We start from the raw sequence: 18,474 nt of genomic DNA, 5'->3' as shown, positions 1-18,474 counted from the left end.
GTGCGAAGGCCACGATTATCCATATCTATTGAAGACGTGTCATGGATTGAAATATTACTAAAATTCAAGCCATCCCGCGCCGCTCGTGGCCGCGCGAAGGAGAAATGTCCTCCCGGAAACGACAACGCGCGACAGCCGGAAGACTGTCGCGCGCTGAAGTCCGGCTACCACAGGGTAGCCGTGGAGAGCTTAGTGGGCTACGCGGCTGGTGCCGTTGACGGTCAGGATGCGTACGCGCTCGCCAACACGGAACACGGCGCCCGCATCGACTTCCTGGACGTAGGCACGCGTGCTGCCGTCGTCTTCGCGAACGGTGATTTCCACACCCTGGGTACGGGTCAGGCCTTCCTCGGTGGCCGCACCGAGCAGGCCGCCGGCCACGGCGCCGACGATGGCGGTGACATAGCTACCCTTGCCGCCACCGATGGAGCTGCCGCCGATACCACCAACAGCGGCGCCGGCAACCGAGCCAATCGGGGTCTTGGTGCCCTCGATCTTCACGGGACGCAGAGCCTGGATGGTACCCATGCGAACGTTCTGCACGGTACGTGCCTCTTCGCGGGTGTAGGTGTCGCCAGTCAGGCTGGACTGGCAACCACCAAGGGTAAGAGCCAGTGCAGCGAACGTCACGGCGAGCAGGGCGGAATTACGCATGTATGAAACCTCCGGATAGGGCTACGAATATTAGACCCCGACGACAGCCCTCCTGTCACGCCAGGCCTTGCAACAAACTCGTTCAGTTCAGCTTTCATACAGTCTGAGCCGATAACGGCACGAATGCCTGTCCCCGCTCAGCTTTATGTGGGTTGATGGATCGGCTAGGGTATGCGCCCTTGCGAGGAGCGCCCATGGACTACTTCATCATCGTTGTCACCACCGCTGCCGGCCTGTACTTCCACTGGTGGATCTACTGGCGCATCCGCCGCTGGATGGACCGCGATCTGGCGCTATCGTTCGCCGGCGACGATCCCGCCAAGCGCAACTACCTGCTGGAGCGCCTGGAAGAGGCCAAGCGCCAGCGCGTGAAACGCCGCGACCTGCCGCAGTGGCTGCAGCAAGCCGCCGACGATTACCGCGCCGCCTGAGCCAGAGTCCAGAAGCGCGCCAATGCCTCGGCGCGGTTCTCCAGTTCCGTTGCGGCCTGCGCACAGGCCTGGGCCAACGTCATAGGCCCCGGTACCAGGCTGAAGGCCGCCTCGATGCCCTCCTCTCGTAACTCGGGCAATCCCTCACCCAAGCTGCCAGCCAGCGCGACCACCGGTACACCGACGCGACGCGCCAGGCGCGCTACACCCACCGGCGTCTTGCCGTGCAGGCTCTGGCCATCCAGGCGGCCTTCGCCAGTGATCACCAGCCCAGCGCCTTGCAACGCCGGTTCCAGCCCTGAGAGCTCGGCAATCAGTTCGATACCCGGCCGGAAACGCGCCTTGAGGAAGGCCCGACTGGCGAACCCCAGACCTCCTGCCGCACCGACGCCAGGGAACACGCTGTGATCCTCGCCCAGCGTTCGCGCGGCGACCTCGGCGAAATGCCGCAGCGCGGCATCCAGCTGCTCCACCTGTGCCGGACTCGCGCCCTTCTGCGGCCCGAATATCGCCGAAGCGCCCTGCGGCCCGCAGAGGGGATTGTTCACATCGGCGGCCACTTCGATTTCCACCTGCTGCAGTCGCGGATCGAGGCCGGACAAATCGATCGCCATCAGCGTACCGAGCGCCGCGCCACCAGCTCCGAGCTCGGCGCCCTGGGCATCCAGGAAGCGCGCCCCCAGCGCTTGCAGCAAGCCGAGCCCGGCATCGTTGGTGGCACTGCCGCCAAGCCCGAGAATGATCTTGCGCGCACCGGCCTGGAGCGCTTCGCGCAGTAGCTCACCAGTGCCGTGGCTGGTGGTGCGGGTCGCATCGCGCTTGCGCTCCGGCACCCAGTGCAGGCCGCTGGCAGCGGCCATTTCGATCACCGCGGTGCCGTCCTCCAGCCACCCCCAGTGCGCCGTCACCGGCAGCCCAAGAGGACCACAGACCCGGCACTCGCGCCGCTCGCCCGGCTTCGCGGCCAGCACGGCGTCCACCGTGCCCTCCCCGCCGTCGGCCATCGGCCGCAGCAGTATCTGGTCGGACGGACGCGCTCGCAGCCAGCCACGGGCGATGGCCCGGGCGACCTCAGGAGCGGAAAGGCTTTCCTTGAAGGAGTCCGGGGCGATGACGACTTTCATGAGTGCGAGTCCGTTGTGCGGTGGATGAAGGCATCCTACACCGCACAGCGGATAGGCACGGACCTGGAGCGCAGAACTCTGCCCGCGATTAAGGCGCTGCGATGAGTTTCGCGGACAAGGGCCGCACCTTCGGGAATGGCGTAGAGCGTATAACGCTGCGCGTTATACGCCGACTAGCCTTGACAGCCAGTCAGGCCTCGGGATCGGGGCCTACAACCGCGAACGGTCATACGCCCCGCAAGGATCAGGGAGCAAGGCGCTCGCGTACCCAGGCACCATTCTCGACGCGGAAGTTGAGGCGATCGTGCAGGCGGCTCGGACGGCCCTGCCAGAATTCGATGCGGCTCGGCAGCAGGCGGTAACCACCCCAGAACTCCGGGCAGGTCGGCGCTGATTCGGAGAAGCGCTTTTCGGTTTCCGCGAGCAGCTGTTCCAGCTCGCCGCGCCCGTCGATAACCCGACTCTGCGGCGAGGCCCAGGCGCCCAGGCGACTGCCCAGCGGACGCACCCGGTAATAGGCAGCAGACTCCTCAACGGAGACCTTCTCCACCCGTCCCTCGATGCGCACCTGGCGCTCCAGGGCCGGCCAGAAGAAGGTCATGGCCGCGCGCGGGTTCTCACCCAGTTGCTGGCCCTTGGCGCTTTCGTAGTTGCTGAAGAAGGTGAAGCCTCGCTCGTCCAGGCCCTTGAGCAGGAGCACCCGGCAATGCGGCTGGCCCTGGGCGTCCACGGTAGCGAGCATCATCGCATTGGGTTCGACCGGCAGTTGCTCGGTCTTCACGGCCTCCTCGAACCACTGATGGAACAGACCGAACGGCTCATTGGGAGCCTGGGATTCATTCAGTCCGTCACGGGTGTATTCGCGGCGCATATCGGCCAGGGTCTGGGCCATCGGAAGTCTCCTCGGAACGAAGGCCCCTAGCTTATCCAGAGTTGCGCCTTTGCGCTTGATCCACGACAAGCGACATTCCGCCCGGAATGCCGCTTGCGCGAGGCGGGGATCAGTTTTTCTGCGCCAGCGCCACCAGACTGGAGCGCTGGGTCAGCAGCACTTCGACGCGACGGTTCTGCGCGCGGCCTTCGGCGCTGCCGTTGTCAGCGCGCGGCAAGCTCGAACCAACGCCCTTCAGGCGCAGGCGATCGGCGCCCAGGCCGCTGAGGCGGAAGATCGACGATACTGCCTGGGCACGCTGCAGGCTGACCTTGTCGTTGACTGCCTTGTCGCCCGAGCTGTCGCTGTGCCCGAGCACCAGCACACCGCTTTCCGGATCGTTCTGCAGCATCTTCGCGACATTGCCCAACGGGGCGAGGGTGACCGGCAACAGCAGCTCAGGCCGCTTGGGATTGAAGGAGCCGTCCACCGGCGCGATCAGCACCAGCGCATTCTCACGCCGCTCGACAGTGAACTTGCTGCCGGCGACAGCCGCACGCAGGGCCTGCTCACGCTGGTCCAGCCACTCCTTGCTGACCTGCTGGTCCTGCACTTTCGCGCCGGTGCCACCAGCAGTCTGGGCATTGCCAGCAGCGAACGGCCACCACCAGTGGCCGCCTGGCTGCTTGTTGCCAGCGTCGGCAACCTTGGCTGCCTCGACGGGTTTCTTCTCCGCCGCTGGCGCCGCGGCAGTGGCCTCACTCTCGTTGCCGAAGGGCCACCAGTAATGGCTGCTGCCAGCAGCGGGCGCGGCGGCGGTGCTCTCCTTTTCCTTGGCCTGGAACTGACTGCAGGCCGAGAGGCCGATGCAGAGGGCGAGCGTGGAGATCTTCAGCACTTTCATGGGAGCGGCACCATCAGTCGGAACATGAAGGGAGCCCGGAGCGCCACGGCTATATAGTGGCGCCCCAACCTCAACCGTCAGTTTAAGAATTCAGCATAACTTACTCAGTTGGAACGAGATTTTGATTACCAACTGACGAGTGGTGTGTGTCCGTACGATGAGAGGGCCGTCACGTTTTCGGACGACCTTTCGAAGGCGCAATGAGAGGAAGGTTCCTCCCGTCCATCGCTATAGGCTCTCGCCAGCGATGCGCGCCAGGCGCTGGGCGCGCGGGTCCATCAGCACGTAGGGGCCGAGGGTGTTGGTGACGAAGCCGAACGCCAGTTCACGTTCGGGGTCGGCGAAACCGATGGAACCGCCGGCGCCGGGGTGACCGAAGGCACGCGGGCCAAGACCGTAGGTGGCGTTGGCCACATCCGGCTGGTCAAGCATGATCCCCAGGCCGAAGCGTGTGCAAGTCAACAAAGTTCGATCCTCACCCAGCGCATGTTCCCGGGTCAGTTCGGCCAGCAGCGTCTCGTCCAGCAGACTGCCCTGCAGCAGACCGCTGTAGAAACCGGCCAGCGAGCGCGCGTTGCCGTGGCCGTTCGCCGCGGGTTGCTGCATGCGGCGCCATTCGGGCTTGTTGGTGCTGGTCAGCACCGAGGGCGGATTGGTGAAGGCGCGCGTGGAGAGCGCCGCCGGCTCGCTCATCATGGTCCGCAGCAGACGCTGGGCGGCCGCGTCGCCAAGGTTGCCCTTGCCGCGGGCGATGTGCGCAACGCGGTGGAACTCGGCGTCATCCAGGCCAATATGGAAATCCAGGCCCAGCGGCTGGGCAGTGCGCGCAACGATGGCGGTGCCCGGCTCGCGTCCGTCCACGCGGCGGATCACCTCCCCCACCAGCCAGCCATACGTGATTGGTGCGTAGCCGTGCTCGGTACCGGGTATCCACCAGGGCGTCTCGGCAGCCAGCGCGGCCGTCATGGTAGACCAGTCGTAGAGCGCCTCCGGCGCCAGCGGTTCACGGATCGCCGGCAGGCCGGCACGATGGCAGAGCAACTGGCGCACGGTGATGGTCTGCTTGCCCGCCTGAGCGAATTCCGGCCAGTAGCGCGCCACTGGCGCGTCGAGCTCCAGCTTGCCCTCCGCCACCAGTTGCAAGACCGCGACGGCGGCAAAGGTCTTGGTGCAGGAGAACAGGTTGAGGAGCGTATCGGCCTGCCAGTCCTGCCCCGGTTCCTTGCCCGCACTGCCTGCCCACAGATCGACCAGCGTATCGCCGCCGACCTGGATGCACAGCGCCGCTCCGCGTTCCTGGCGGTCTTCGAACAGAGCGCTGAAGGCATCGGCAACGGGGGTGAAGCGGGGGTCGCAGTGGCCGTGCAGGGACATCGGATTCTCCAGTGAACGGTGCAATGACGAAGGGGCAAAGACGCCATTCTTCCAGCGCCCTCCGCCCCTGTGAACCCCGCTAAAGGCGGGTATCGGCCTTACGAATGACGAGTCATTGGCTGTCGGCCTGTTCCTCTTCGGCGCCGCTGTCGTTCACTGGAGTGGACTTGGGCTCCGGCGCCACTTTCGCCGCCGCGCGGGCCTGCTCATCGATGGCCTTGAGCGCCTGCTGGTTGGCCTTGCGCACGGCGTCGACGAAGCCGGTGAAGGGCAGATCGGTGATACCGACCAGGCCGATATGGCCATTCTCACCGTCGAGCAGGCGGCCGGTCACCGGCTGGTCGAGATACTGGAACCAGTGCGCGCCGACGACGTTCGGGGCCTTCACCGCCTCGGCGAGGAAGCGCTGGTAAGCCTCTCCGCGCTGCTGCTCGTTGTACACCTCGGCGACACCGCCCCAGAACGGCCCGCGATCACGGGAGCCGAAGTGGAACTCGGTGATCAGCACCGGCTTGTCCAGGCTGCTCAGATAAGCCACGTCGTAGCCCTGGTGCGGCAGCGGCACGTACAGGTTGAAGCTGAGCAGATCGCAATACTGCGCGCAGGACGCCAGCGCCTCCGGGGTGCTGACGGCGAAACGTGGGCCGAGCAGCAGGTGGTTCGGCGCATGCCACTGCAGCGAGTCCTTGAGGGTCTTGAAGTACTGGTCGGCGTACAGGCGTAGGAAGGCACTGTAGTCCTGGGAAATGGCCGGGTGCGCATCGCTCGGCTGCGGCGCCTGGTAGCCGGGGGCGTCGAGGTCTTCCCAGGCGGCGATGGGCACTCCCCAGGCCTTGGCGAGCGCCTCGTGGTCCTTGTACTTGTCCTTCAGCTGCTTGGTGAAGGCCCGCTTGGCCGGGCTGTCGGTGGACAGCTTCAGCGCGCCAAAGGCCAACGCGTAGTGCGACTGCGCATCGTCGCCGTGACCGGCCCAGGCCAGTTCGTTGTCGGCGTAATAGCCGAGCAGCCAGGCGTCTTCGCGATGGTCGCGGGCGGCGATGGCGATGGCGCGCTCGGCGGCCATGGCGAAACGTGGATCGAAGGGATCGGGCATGGCGCCCCACCAGTCGTAGCCGGTGCTGACGGAGGCGTAATCACCGCTGATCGACAGCGGCACGCTGTACGGCAGGCGCGGCTCCGCCGCGAAGGCTGGATCGCTCCAGTCGCCCAGAGTGTTGAAGCCCCAGGCGCCGAGGCGCTGCAGGGTACGCTCGCGCCAGGCGGCTGCGGCGGCATCCCCCGTCAGCCCACCGTCGGCGCGGAAGCGGTTGGCGGCATAGAAGTCGTACCAGCGGCCATTGCCGAAGGCTCGCCCCTGCTGGGCGCCGACGCCAGCGCGGTCGTCACTCTGGCCGTAGAAGGTCGCCAGCGGATCGCTCTCCTTGGGCAGGCTGGCGAACATGTATTCGCGACCTTCGACGTAGGTCTGGCTGCTGTCGGCATTCGCCGCGTTGACGCCCAGCGACCAGAAGGAATGCCCCTCAGGAGTGACCAGCCACCAGCGGCCGTTGCGCTTTTCGGTGCGGAAGAAACCGGTGCCTTCGAAGGCCGGACCATCCAGCAGCCCGCCAAAGGCGTCGCGGCCCGCCGCCGGCTGCCACTTCTTCAGCTGTTCGCCTTCGGCCTTCCAGGCGCTGGCGAGCTGTTCGGCATTCTTCACCTTTTCCGGCCAGTCGCCACGGCTGGCCTGGCCGAAGCCATCGACGATGCCGGTATAGGCCTTGTGCCACTGATCGCCGTCGGCGAAGGTGCCGAAACGACCCAGCAGGATGTCCTGCGCCGCCTTGGGCGCATTCAGGTAGAGCTTCACCGCACCGACCTTGCTGCGGTTCAGCTCGCCGGTCACCTTGCTGGCGAGCAGCAGGCGCTGGCCGTCCTGGGTGACCGGCATGGGTACGCCGGCGCGCATGCCGAAATCTTCCGCCGAGGTAGCCCGCAACGGGATCAGCAGCGTCTGTGCCGGACCGGGCGCAAGTGCGATGCTCGCGTGCAGGCCCGGGGCACCGGCAACGCCTTCGATCTCCACTTCCAGGGTGATGGCCCAGTCCATGGCGTTCTGGATGCGCAGGCTCATGCTGTCGGCCTGGGACCAGTCCCAGCTGCCGCTGGACGGCGCCAGGCTCAGGGTCGGCTGCGGCGCGGGGCTGAAGTTCACCCGGCGCAGGATCTCGCCCTCGGGCGTGGCTTCGGCGGTGGCGCTGGGCAGGTCGGCGTTCTGCGTGGTGACCGTTACCACGGCCATGGGCTTGACGAAGTTGAACAGGGTTTCATTGCCGCCGGCCGCCCAGGCCGGGGCGCTGGCGATCGCCAGACTGAGCAGCAATGGCAGGTGCCAACGCATCGATGTCATGTGAACGTGTCCTTGAAACTCGCCCGCCGGCTGGCGGGCGCTCGTTTGACAGCAAGTGCGGGATTACGATCCCGCACACGACTCAGGCGATTTCACGGCGGAACGGCGGCAGTGCATTAAGAATGGCCTTGCCGTAGCGTTGCGTCACCACGCGGCGGTCGAGCAGCGTGATGGTTCCGCGATCCTGCTCGGTGCGCAGCAAACGGCCGCAGGCCTGGACCAGGCGCAGCGAAGCGTCGGGCACGGCGATTTCCATGAAGGGATTGCCGCCGCGCGCTTCGATCCACTCCGACAGCGCCGCTTCCACAGGGTCGTCCGGCACCGCGAAGGGGATCTTCGCGATCACCACGTGCTCGCAGTAGGCGCCGGGCAGGTCGACGCCCTCGGCGAAGCTGGCCAGGCCGAACAGCACGCTGGGCTCGCCGTCGTCAACGCGGGAGCGGTGCTTGTTCAGGGTCTCCTGCTTGGACAGGTTGCCCTGGATCAGCACACGCTTGCGCCAGTCGCGCTCCAGGCCGTCGAACACTTCCTGCATCTGCTTGCGCGAGGCGAACAGCACCAGCGAGCCACGTGAACCTTCGACCATCGCCGGCAGCTCGCGAATGATGGCGGCGGTGTGCGCGGCGGCGTCACGCGGGTCGGCCTTGAGGTCGGGCACCCGCAGCACGCCAGCCTCGGCGTGGTGGAACGGGCTCGGCACCACGGCGGTCACCGCCGAGCGCGGCAGGCCGGCGCGCATGCGGTAGCGGTCGAAGGTGCCCAGCGCGGTGAGCGTCGCGGAGGTCACCAGCACGCCGTAGGCCACGTTCCACAGGTTGCGGCGCAGGGTCTCGGCAGCAAGGATCGGGCTGGCGTTGGCCTCGATATCGTAGAAGGTGCCGCTCTCGGCCAGGGTCAGCCAGCGTGCCATGGGCGGGCTGTCTTCCGGATCCTCGCAGGTAAAGGCGGTCCACAGTTCCCAGTTGCCCTGGGCGCGGGACAGCAGGCTGCCAAATAGCGGATACCACTCTTCGGCCTGGTAGCTGGCGATGCCGATGCTGCCCTCCCCGTCCATGGCTTCCTTGAGCAGTTCGGTGAGGCGGGTGAAGAGGTCGGTGAGCTTGGAGAAGCCCTTCTTCAGCTCGATGCCCATCTCGCGGATGTGCTCGGGGATCACCCCGCCCTCGAAGCGGTGGCGCGGTCGCTCGCGGCCTTCCATGTCCTCGCCGGCACGGAAGTCGCCAATCTCTTCGCAGGCGGTGAACATGAACTGCTGGTGCGTGCGCAGTTCACGCGCCAGCTCCGGCACCTGCTCGATCAGGCGACCGAGGTCGCCCGGCAGCGGGTTCTGCGCCAGCAGCTTGGTAAGGTTCTTGTCCACCTGCGCCAACCAGTCGGCGGTGGCGCGCAGGCGGGTGAAGTGGGCGAAATGGCCGATGGCCTTGTCCGGCAGGTGGTGGCCTTCGTCGAACACGTAAATGGTGTCGCGCGGGTCCGGCAGGATCGCCCCGCCCCCCAGAGCCAGGTCAGCCAGCACCAGGTCATGGTTGGTGACGATCACGTCGACCTTGGTCATGCCTTCGCGCGCCTTGTAGAAGGCGCACTGCTGGAAGTTCGGGCAATGGCGGTTAGTGCACTGGCTGTGGTCGGTGGTGACCTGCGCCCATTGCGCGTCCTCGATGGCCTCGGGCCAGGAATCACGATCGCCGTCCCAGCGGTTGCCGGCCAGGCGCTCGATCATCTGGTTGAACAGCTTGCTGGAGGACTCGTCCACGTCGATGCGGAAACCTTCCTCCTCGAACAGCTGGGCGGTGGCGCTCTGCGCCTGGCCTTCCTGCAGCAGGTGGTCGAGCTTGGACAGGCACATGTAGCGCCCACGGCCCTTGGCCAGGGCGAAGCTGAACGACAGGCCGGAGTTGCGCAGCAGGTCGGGCAGGTCCTTGTGGACGATCTGCTCCTGCAGGGCAACGGTGGCGGTGGCTACCACCAGGCGCTTGCCGGCGGCCTTGGCGCAGGCGATGGCGGCCAGGCTGTAGGCGACGGTCTTGCCGGTGCCGGTGCCGGCTTCCACGACGACCACGGCGGCATCGCCCAGACGATGGCCTTCCTCGTCGCTGGCGATGGTCCCCAGGACCTTGGCCACTTCGGCGATCATCAGGCGCTGGCCGTAGCGCGGCTTGAGTTCCTTGGCCTCGAGGAAGCGCGAGTAGGCGCCCTGGATCGTGGCCTTGAGTTCGGTGCTGAGCATGGACTTCCCGGGCCCCGGCAATGCCCATGTGGACACATCCGGATGCTGGATAAATTTTCAGTGGTTCGATGAGCCGGCTATGATAGCGCGACTGACCACAACCGCCAGCGGAGATCGTCCGAATGACACCCTTTGCCCCCGTCTATGCCCTGCACGTCCTGGCCGCTCTGGTCTGGGTCGGCGGCATGTTCTTCGCCTGGATGGTGCTGCGTCCGGCCGCCGTCGCCGCGCTGGAGCCGCCAGCCCGGCTGAAGCTATGGCTGGAGGTATTCCCGCGCTTCTTCCGCTGGGTATGGGCTGCGGTGATCCTGCTGCCGGTGACCGGCATTGGCATGCTGCAGTTGAGCTTCAACGGCATGGCCGGCGCGCCGCGCTATGTGCAGGTGATGATGGGGCTGTACGTGGCGATGCTCGCGCTGTTCCTGCGCATCCAGGCCCTGCAGCTACCGGAGCTGCGCCGCGCGGTCGACGCGCAGGACTGGCCGGCCGGCGGTGCCGCGCTGGGTAAGATCCGCAAGACCGTGGGCCTGAACCTGCTGATCGGCCTGGCCCTGGTGGCTTTCGTCGCCGCCCGCCCGCACTGGTAAATCCCGATGCCCGCCCGATTGCCGGGCGGGCCTCTGTTCAAGGGCGATGGCTCAGAAGCGCTGCACTTCCAGGCGACCTTCGCGCCCCGCCGCACCCTCTGCGCCACCCTTGCCATCCGATCCCGGATGTTCGCCAGCCACCGAATAGAACCAGCATCCACGCTCGTTACTGCGCGGGCCAGCCTTGCCGGGCTTGCCTCCCGCCCCGCCCGCGCCGCCTTCCAGGCGCACTTTCACCCGATTGACGTCGAACTGCTCCGGAACCTCCAGGCGCACCACGCCGCCGGCCGCACCAGAGCGGCCATTGGCACCATTCTGACCGTCACCGGCGGGATTGCCGCTGCCCCACAGGCAGCCAGAGGTCTTCGCGCTACCGCCGTCCAGGCCGTCATAGCCCGGCGCACCAACGCCGCCGCGAACATCGACCAGCAGGTTTTCCACCTGCACATTCTGCAGACGCAGTATCAGATTACGACCGCCGCTGGCCGGCTTCTCGAAGCTGCCCGAGCTGCCCTGTGCAGCGATCACGCTGCCATCGGCCAGATTGCCGTGCCTGACCTCGATCTGCAGCGTCTCGCCGCCGGGGAACACCCCCAGTCGCGCATTCTTCGCCAGGTCCAGCTCACCGACCTTCAGCACTTTCACCTGCGACGGAATCAGCAGCGCGCCCTCGACCCCCACGCTGATGCGATCCAGGCTCAGGCTATCGCCCTTCACCGGCAGGCGCAGCACGGTGTTGGGCTGGACTGTGACGTTACCGGCAGCCGAACACACCAGTGGCACGAACAGCGCCAGGCCCAGCAACGACTTACGCATGCGTATCTCCTTCTACATTTGCAGTTGCCGGTTTCTCGGCCGCCGGCTGCGGCAGGGTAGCGAAATGGAAGACGCCGAACAGCAGTATCTGCAGACGGTCCATCCCCGGACGAGGACGGCCGAGCAGGCGATTGCGCAGCGCCAGAATCTCGATGATGTGAATCAGCAGAATCAGCACGCCCGCCGTAGTGAGCAGCGTACTGAAGGGATGTGCGAAAGGCAGGATCAGATTGGCCAGCACCGCCAGCCAGAACAACAGGGCAATCAACTTGCCCAGACCCAACAACGCTTTCATGAGATGCCCCCATTTTCTCTTTGCCGGGGAACATACCCTGCTGCCGGAAGCGATGCCAGTGGCAGGCCACTATGACAAAGGGGGCCAAATGGCCCCCTTTGAGTACTGCATCACGCCTGGATCATTGACGCTTGATCTTGATTTCCACGCGGCGGTTCTCGGCGCGGCCTTCCTTGGTCTTGTTGTCGGCAACCGGCTGGGTCTTGCCGTAGCCTTCAACCGACTTGATGCTGCTGGCCGGAACACCCTCTTCCACCAGGTAGTCCGCCACCGCATGGGCACGGCGCTCGGACAGTTTCTGGTTGTAGGCATCTTTACCGATGCTGTCGGTATGGCCGGCAATGTCCAGCTCGGTGGTCGCCGCTTCACCCTTCAGGCGGGTGGCGATGGCATTGAGCTGGTCCTTATCCCGCGCATCGATCTTCGACGAGTCGAAGGCGAAGTGCAGGTCACGCACAACGATGGTCTCTTCCTTGGGCAACGGAGCCGGAGCCGGTTCCGGAGCCGGAGCCGGCTCCGGAACCTGCGCCACTTGCTCCCCAGCACCATGCACCCAGCAGTAGGACGCACCCAGCACACCACCAATCACCGCGCCCCAACCGGCCCAGGTGCCGCTTTCCGTGGCGCCCAGACCAGCGCCGCCAACACCGCCAACCAGCGCGCACGTCGGCCAGTCGGACTTCTGCAACCCTGCGCAGCCGGTAAGCAACGTGCTGACCAGCAGCAGGGGTAAAGCGGTCCTTGTGATGCTCATAAATTCAACTCTCCTCTAATGATCGGGTCTTGACCGACACCTACCGAGTAAAGACGGCACTGACAGAATGCGCCAGCACTAGGCCACGAGGGTGTCACACGCTAGTCTTCGTCCATTCATCCTCGCCTTCGACGAAGCCCATGATTTCATCACGCACACCGCAACAAGCTCTCGCCGCCCTGCTCGACCGCTATGCACCGCAGCGCCTGCTGCTGGTGGGTGCCAGCCAGATCCCCGCGGTGGAAGCGTTCTGCGCGGCGCATCAGGATTGCGAACTGTTCCACGCTCCCGCAGGCGCACTGCCCGCGGACATCGCCGCGCACCGCTACGACCTGGCGCTGCTCGCCGACTGCCTGGAACACCTGCCGCGGCGCGAGGCGCAGCAACTGGTAGGGGGCATCCGCAATCTCAACAGCAGCCGGGTCGCCGTGCTGGTCGACCTCGACGCTGCGCAAGCCCAGGACACCGACTTCTATGCGCTGGCCATGCAGGCCAGCGAACGCTTCCAGCGCGATTCGCAGGTGATCACCCTGTTCACCTACGATCTGCACGAATACAAGCAGGTCCCGGACTGGCTCAACGCCAAGTTCTGGGCCAACCCGGAAAACTTCGGCAAGTACTGGTGGTGACCATGATCGAACCGACCTGCCCCTGCGGAAGCGGGCGCCCCCTGCCCGAGTGCTGCGGACGCTTCCATGCCGGCGTCGCGGCCCCCACCGCCGAAGCCCTGATGCGCTCGCGCTACAGCGCCTACGCGCTGGGCCTGGTGGACTATCTGCAGCGCACCACACTGCCCGCCCAACAGCAGGGCCTGGGCCTGGACGCCATCCGCGCCTGGAGCCTGGGCAGCACCTGGCTGGGCCTGGAGGTAGAGAGCCACGAGGTGCTCGGCGGACAGCCGGAACATGCGCGGGTCACCTTCGTCGCCCGCTGGCACGACAGCAATGGCGAGCACAGCCACCGCGAATGCTCGGGCTTCGTGCAGCGCGATGGCCAGTGGTACTTCCTCGACCCCACCGTGCCGATGAAGCTGGGGCGCAACGATCCCTGCCCCTGCGGCGCTGGCGGCAAGCTGAAGAAATGCTGCGGCCCCTGGATCGAGTGATGGAGCGCAGGGCGTAGAGCCGTGCGTGATTGTGCGTCCAACGTCCCGGCCCCGACTAAGGTGTGAAGGCGCCCCACTTGGGGCCGGCAAGCGTCTCGGCTAGAATCCGCGCCTTTTTCGGGGCGGCGGCCGTTCGCCGCACCGGTTACCCCTGCCGGACCTCGCCATGCTGCTCACCGTTCTCTACATCATCGCCATCACCGCCGAAGCCATGACCGGCGCGCTCTCCGCCGGCCGCCGCAGCATGGACCTGTTCGGCGTGGTGCTGGTGGCCTGCGTCACCGCCCTGGGCGGCGGTTCGGTGCGCGACATGCTGCTGGGCCACTACCCGCTGACCTGGGTGCGCCATCCCGAATACCTCGCCCTCACCGCCGCCGCTGCGCTGGTCACCGTATTCATCGCGCCGCTGATGCGCCACCTGCGCTCGCTGTTCCTCGCGCTGGACGCCGTGGGCCTGGTGGCCTTCACCCTGATCGGCTGCCAGGTCAGCCTGGAGATGGGCCACAGCCTGCTGATCGCCGCGGTCAGCGGCGTGATCACCGGGGTCTTCGGCGGCATCCTGCGGGATATCTTCTGTAATGACGTGCCGCTGATCTTCCGCCGCGAGCTGTATGCCAGCGTGTCCTTCGCCAGCGCCTGGTGCTACCTGATCTGCCTGCAGATCGACCTGCCCAAGGAGCAGGCCATGCTGATCACCCTGTTCGCCGGCTTCCTGTTCCGCATGCTGGCGATCCGCTTCCGCTGGGAAATGCCCAAGTTCGTCTACAAGGACGATCCGCAGCAGGGCGACTGAATCAGTCCACCAGTTTCAAATGGCTGGTATCCGGCGCGGGCCCTGCCGATGCGGCCTTGGCCTGGCCCATGTCGCTGCCGACCGGTGCCAGGCTGAACTGGCTGAGGTCCACGCGCGGAGCCTGGGCCTCGGGCTTGTCGTCCTGCAGGTCAGTACCCACCGGCGCGAGGCCGAAATCCAGCGCCTCGACGTCGGCGAACGCCGCCATGTACTCGTCACGCGGCGCAACCTGCAGGCGCCCCGGCGTCGCCGCACTGGCAGTCCGGTGCTGTTCGGGCGCTTCGGCAGGCGGTGGCGCCAGCTCGATCTCCTCGATCGGCGCATCCATGTCCACCACCTCGACGACGGCACCGGCGCGCTCGATCACGCTGCGGTACTTCTCCGCCGCCGCCTCGTCCAGATTGTTCTTGATCACCATGCGCCGGCCGGAAAACAGCAATTCGATGCGCTGTGCGTCGGCCTGGAACAGCCTGGCCAGGTTGGCTTTCACGCTGTCGAGTTGGGCACCGGGCACGATCCGACCCGAAAAGGCGATCTCATAGCGGCTCATCATCACTCTCCTGTGTTAACCCGCCGGTTACATTCGACCAGTATGGTGCAGCTTTTTTTAACGTAACAACAACTTGCAGCCGAGCAGCTGCTTGGTACACTGGGGCCTGCTAGGGGATAGACATGAATTATCAGGCGCAAATGATAAGAATTCTCAGCCTGCTCTGGCTGTTCAGCCTTGTCTCGGGCTGCAGCTGGATGTCGGGCGATTTCATACAGCCGGAAGTGAAGCTGGTGAAGGTCGACGTCGTCAAAGCGCGCCTGCTGGAACAGGAATTCACCCTGCGTTTCCGCATCGACAACCCGAACGACTTCAGCCTCCCGGTCCGCGGCCTGGCCTACAAGGTCAAGCTGAACGATATCGACCTGGCCGAGGGCGAGTCGAACAACTGGTTCACAGTCCCCGCCAATGGCCATGAAACCTTCGACGTGCCGGTGACCACCAATCTCTGGCGGCACATGAAGTACATCGTCAAGCTGCTGGAAAAACCCGACAGGCCGATTCGCTACAGCCTCACCGGTGAAGTGAAGACTGGCCTGCTGTTCGGGCAGAGCGTGCACATCGCCCGCAATGGCGAGATAATTCCCGGCGATTTCATCCCCGAGTGAGCGTCACCATGAGCCAGGAACCCCACGTACACGGTCCGAACTGCAACCACGACCATGATCATGACCACCACCATGACCATGGCCACGTGCACGGCCCGCACTGCAACCACAGCCACGAGCCGGTGCGTAACCCGCTCAAGGACGTCGGTCGCAACGACCCCTGCCCTTGCGGCAGCGGCAGCAAGTACAAGAAGTGCCACGGCGCCTGATCCCGGTACCGAGCACCTGAGAAGGCCCGCCCAGTGCGGGCCTTCTGCTATCCGACCAAACTATCCATCGGCAGCCGCAAATCCCGCCGCGCGTGGCTTGCGCGGTCATCACCGCCTCACTAACGTAGCGCCTTTCCCGCGACCCCTTTCGTGCAGGAGCACATCTTCATGGCCCCGCGAGCCTTCCGCCGGCTTCCCAGCTTCGGCCTTGCCGCCACCTTAAGCGCCGCCGTCAGCCTTGCCGGCTGCCAGAGCTGGCTGAACGACCACTACGCCGACAGCGTGACGCCGACCACCGGCGTGCAGCCGATCAAGGGCCTGGCGGACAACGTATCGGTCCGCCGCAACAGCCTGGGAATGCCGCTGATCGAGAGCAGCAACTTCCACGACGCGCTGTTCACCCTGGGCTATGTGCACGCAAGCGACCGTATAAGCCAGATGGTCGGCCTGCGCCTGATGGCTCAGGGGAGGTTGTCGGAAATGGTCGGCCCCGGCGCGCTGGAAACCGACCGTTTCATGCGCACGGTGAACCTGAAGAAGGCCGCGGATGCGCTCTACGCCGGCGCCTCGCCGCGCCTCAAGCGCTTCTTCGAGACCTATGCGCGCGGCGTCAACGCCTACCTGTACCGCTACCGCGACAAGCTGCCGATGGACCTCGCCGAATCGGGCTACCACCCCGAGTACTGGAAGCCGGAAGACTCCGCTCTGGTCTTCAGCCTGCTGAACTTCGGCCTGGCAGTGAACCTGCAGGAAGAGATCGCCTCGCTGGTCATCGCGCAGAAAGTCGGCGCCGACAAGCTGCCCTGGCTGACGCCGATCTACCCGGACGAGCCGCTGCCCTTCGATGAAGCCGAGAAGCTCAAGGGCCTGCGCCTGGACGGCAGGATCGCCGGCCTCGACGCCTTGGACCGCGCCGCCGGCCAGGTCGCCGCACTGCAGATGATGGGCGTCGCCGCCTCCAACAACTGGGCCATCGCCCCGCAGCGCAGTCGCAGCGGCAAGAGCATCCTGGCCAATGACACCCACCTGCCACTGTCCATGCCTTCGGTGTGGAACTACGTGCAGATCCGCTCGCCGAAATTCAGCGCCGCTGGCGTCTCCATCGCTGGCGTACCGGGCGTGGTCGCCGGCTTCAACGGCAAGCTGGCCTGGGGCATGACCATGGTCATGGGCGACAACCAGGACCTCTTCCTGGAGCAGGTGAAGCGCCAGGGCAGCAAGCTCTACTACCTCGCCGACGGCCAGTGGAAACCAGCCACCGAACGCAACGAGACCTTCTTCGTCAAGGGCCAGAGTCCGGTCCGCGAAACCATCTACGAAACCCGCCACGGCCCGCTGCTCAACAGCGCCCTGGGCGAGCGCAAGCACGATCTGCAGCCGCTGCCGCTGTCCAGCGGCTATGGCATCGCCTACAAGAGCATCCAGGGCGAGTCCGACCGCACCCTCGATGCCTTCTTCGACCTGTCCCGCGCGAAGAACGTCGAGCAGGCTTTCGACGCCACCCGCGACGTCCGGGCCATGGCGCTGAACATCGTGTTCGCCGACGAGAAGCACATCGGCTGGCAGGTCACCGGGCGCTTCCCCAACCGCAAGGAAGGCCGCGGCCTGCTGCCCTCGCCCGGCTGGGACGGCCGCTACGACTGGGATGGCTACGCCGATCCGATCCTGCACCCGTCCGACCAGGACCCGGCGCAGGGCTGGCTGGGCACCGCCAACCACCGGACCGTGCCGCCAGGCTACGGCGCGCAGCTGTCCAGCTCCTGGTACTACCCGGAGCGCTACGAGCGCATCGCCCAGCTCGCCAGCGCCAGCAAGAGCCACGACTACCGCAGCATGATCGCCATGCAGTACGACCAGACCACGACCTTCGCCGGCAAGCTGCAGGCGATGCTGGACGCGCCGGGCATGACGCAACCGCTGAAGCAGGCCATCGACGCCCTGCCCGCCGACCAGCGTGCCCGTGCCCGCGAAGCGCTCGACCGGATCATGGCGTTCGACGGCAAGCTCTCCGCCACGTCCTCCGACGCGGCCCTGTACGAGGCGTTCCTGCAGGAAAGCACCAAGCAGATCTTCCTCGACGAACTAGGCCCGGAAGACAGCCCGGCCTGGAAGGCCTTCGTGGAGAACGCCAACCTCTCCTACTCGGCCCAGGCCGACCACCTGCTGGGGCGCGACGACAGCCCGTTCTGGGACGACATCCGTACCCCACAGAAGGAAGACAAGCCGACCATCCTCGCCCGCAGCCTGGCCGCCGCCACCGCCTTCTGCGAGCAGAAGATGGGCAGCGACCGCAATGCCTGGCAGTGGGGCAAGCTGCACACCTACGAGTGGGTCAGCGACAGCACCAAGATGGCGCCGAACCTGAGTGCCAGCGAGCGTGCCAGCCTGAGCGCGATCAAGGGCTACCTGGACCGTGGTCCGTACCCGGCCGGCGGCGATCACACGACGCTGAACGTCTCGGCGTACCACTGGGGACAGGACTTCGACACCTGGCTGATCCCGGCGATGCGCATCGTCGTCGACTTCGGTCAGAGCGAGCCGATGATCGGCGTCAACAGCAGCGGCCAGTCCGGCAACCCGGCCAGCCCGCACTATGCCGACGGCATCGATGCCTGGCTGAAGGGCAACTACATGAGCTTCCCCTTCCAGTCGCAGAACCTCGATCGGGTATACGGCACCAAGCGCCTGACGTTGATCCCGCAAAAATAATCCGCCGGCGCGGGAACTTTCGCGCGCCGCGTCGACTCCTAACTGTCGACTTACTCCATGATCATTTTCAGGCA

Annotated in this window: 19 protein-coding genes; 8 read left to right on the top strand and 11 right to left on the bottom strand. The window is 65.8% G+C overall.

The genetic code is table 11. The features are described from left to right. Positions 1-189: 189 nt before the first annotated feature. Entirely contained in the window at positions 190-654 is a 465-nt protein-coding gene (locus tag GA645_RS07235) for a glycine zipper 2TM domain-containing protein (protein WP_152221309.1), read from the bottom strand. 194 nt (positions 655-848) lie between these two features. On the opposite strand from GA645_RS07235, the gene GA645_RS07230 reads away from it, so the two are divergent. Next, positions 849-1,085 carry a hypothetical protein gene (locus GA645_RS07230; protein ID WP_152221307.1) on the top strand — a complete coding sequence of 79 codons (237 nt, stop codon included), beginning with the start codon at positions 849-851 and terminating at the stop codon, positions 1,083-1,085. On the opposite strand, the gene GA645_RS07225 is transcribed toward GA645_RS07230, so the two are convergent. The 6 genes from GA645_RS07225 to dinG form a co-directional block, all read right to left on the bottom strand. Next, positions 1,070-2,209, bottom strand: coding sequence for a glycerate kinase (locus GA645_RS07225; protein ID WP_152221305.1), 1,140 nt, complete (start codon positions 2,207-2,209; stop codon positions 1,070-1,072). The two genes, GA645_RS07230 and GA645_RS07225, sit on opposite strands and share 16 nt — an antisense overlap. A 244-nt stretch (positions 2,210-2,453) precedes the next feature. Continuing rightward, positions 2,454-3,101 (bottom strand): pyridoxamine 5'-phosphate oxidase, encoded by a 648-nt coding sequence (gene pdxH / locus GA645_RS07220; protein ID WP_152221303.1) that lies wholly within the window; start codon positions 3,099-3,101, stop codon positions 2,454-2,456. 109 nt (positions 3,102-3,210) lie between these two features. Further along, positions 3,211-3,984, bottom strand: coding sequence for an OmpA family protein (locus GA645_RS07215; protein WP_152221301.1), 774 nt, complete (start codon positions 3,982-3,984; stop codon positions 3,211-3,213). Between the two features lie 228 nt (positions 3,985-4,212). Then, positions 4,213-5,358 carry a serine hydrolase domain-containing protein gene (locus tag GA645_RS07210; protein WP_152221299.1) on the bottom strand — a complete coding sequence of 382 codons (1,146 nt, stop codon included), beginning with the start codon at positions 5,356-5,358 and terminating at the stop codon, positions 4,213-4,215. Positions 5,359-5,470: 112 nt separating this feature from the next. Beyond that, the gene (locus GA645_RS07205) at positions 5,471-7,747 is read right to left on the bottom strand and encodes a beta-galactosidase (protein WP_152221297.1); all 2,277 of its coding nucleotides are present in this window, start codon (positions 7,745-7,747) and stop codon (positions 5,471-5,473) included. Positions 7,748-7,829: 82 nt separating this feature from the next. Beyond that, positions 7,830-9,974: an ATP-dependent DNA helicase DinG gene (gene dinG / locus GA645_RS07200; RefSeq protein WP_152221295.1), complete on the bottom strand. Its 2,145-nt coding sequence runs from the start codon at positions 9,972-9,974 to the stop codon at positions 7,830-7,832. 122 nt (positions 9,975-10,096) lie between these two features. Here dinG and GA645_RS07195 point away from each other — a divergent pair, with 122 nt between their 5' ends. Continuing rightward, positions 10,097-10,561 carry a CopD family protein gene (locus GA645_RS07195; protein ID WP_152221293.1) on the top strand — a complete coding sequence of 155 codons (465 nt, stop codon included), beginning with the start codon at positions 10,097-10,099 and terminating at the stop codon, positions 10,559-10,561. Positions 10,562-10,612: 51 nt separating this feature from the next. Here GA645_RS07195 and GA645_RS07190 read toward each other — a convergent pair whose 3' ends face one another. The 3 genes from GA645_RS07190 to GA645_RS07180 form a co-directional block, all read right to left on the bottom strand. Further along, positions 10,613-11,377, bottom strand: a complete 765-nt coding sequence (locus tag GA645_RS07190; protein ID WP_152221291.1) for a collagen-like protein — start codon at positions 11,375-11,377, stop codon at positions 10,613-10,615. Further along, complete coding sequence (locus GA645_RS07185; protein ID WP_152221289.1) at positions 11,370-11,672, bottom strand: DUF1145 domain-containing protein; 303 nt, start codon at positions 11,670-11,672, stop codon at positions 11,370-11,372. The genes GA645_RS07190 and GA645_RS07185 overlap by 8 nt, the downstream gene beginning before the upstream one ends. Positions 11,673-11,793: 121 nt before the next feature. Next, positions 11,794-12,426 (bottom strand): OmpA family protein, encoded by a 633-nt coding sequence (locus GA645_RS07180; protein WP_152221287.1) that lies wholly within the window; start codon positions 12,424-12,426, stop codon positions 11,794-11,796. A gap of 140 nt (positions 12,427-12,566) precedes the next feature. Between GA645_RS07180 and GA645_RS07175 the strand changes: the two genes are divergently transcribed. The 3 genes from GA645_RS07175 (at position 12,567) to GA645_RS07165 (ending at position 14,324) form a co-directional block, all read left to right on the top strand. Further along, positions 12,567-13,055, top strand: a complete 489-nt coding sequence (locus tag GA645_RS07175; protein WP_152221285.1) for a DUF6231 family protein — start codon at positions 12,567-12,569, stop codon at positions 13,053-13,055. A 2-nt stretch (positions 13,056-13,057) separates the two neighbouring features. Next, positions 13,058-13,531, top strand: coding sequence for a YchJ family protein (locus GA645_RS07170; RefSeq protein ID WP_152221283.1), 474 nt, complete (start codon positions 13,058-13,060; stop codon positions 13,529-13,531). A gap of 166 nt (positions 13,532-13,697) precedes the next feature. Further along, a complete protein-coding gene (locus GA645_RS07165) occupies positions 13,698-14,324 on the top strand; it encodes a trimeric intracellular cation channel family protein (protein ID WP_152221280.1) in 627 nt (208 codons plus the stop codon). A gap of 1 nt (position 14,325) precedes the next feature. On the opposite strand, the gene GA645_RS07160 is transcribed toward GA645_RS07165, so the two are convergent. Then, positions 14,326-14,874 (bottom strand): hypothetical protein, encoded by a 549-nt coding sequence (locus tag GA645_RS07160; RefSeq protein WP_152227959.1) that lies wholly within the window; start codon positions 14,872-14,874, stop codon positions 14,326-14,328. A 122-nt stretch (positions 14,875-14,996) separates the two neighbouring features. On the opposite strand from GA645_RS07160, the gene GA645_RS07155 reads away from it, so the two are divergent. The 3 genes from GA645_RS07155 to GA645_RS07145 all read left to right on the top strand — a co-directional run bounded on the left by GA645_RS07155 (position 14,997) and on the right by GA645_RS07145 (position 18,400). Beyond that, positions 14,997-15,482 (top strand): LEA type 2 family protein, encoded by a 486-nt coding sequence (locus GA645_RS07155; protein WP_152221278.1) that lies wholly within the window; start codon positions 14,997-14,999, stop codon positions 15,480-15,482. Between the two features lie 8 nt (positions 15,483-15,490). Next, positions 15,491-15,691, top strand: coding sequence for an SEC-C metal-binding domain-containing protein (locus GA645_RS07150; RefSeq protein ID WP_017521040.1), 201 nt, complete (start codon positions 15,491-15,493; stop codon positions 15,689-15,691). 168 nt (positions 15,692-15,859) lie between these two features. Further along, positions 15,860-18,400 carry a penicillin acylase family protein gene (locus GA645_RS07145; RefSeq protein WP_152221276.1) on the top strand — a complete coding sequence of 847 codons (2,541 nt, stop codon included), beginning with the start codon at positions 15,860-15,862 and terminating at the stop codon, positions 18,398-18,400. The last annotated feature ends 74 nt before the right edge of the window (positions 18,401-18,474 follow it).

This window comes from Pseudomonas sp. SCB32 (assembly GCF_009189165.1).
Taxonomy (GTDB): domain Bacteria; phylum Pseudomonadota; class Gammaproteobacteria; order Pseudomonadales; family Pseudomonadaceae; genus Pseudomonas.
This window is presented reverse-complemented; position numbering and strand designations above follow the sequence as displayed.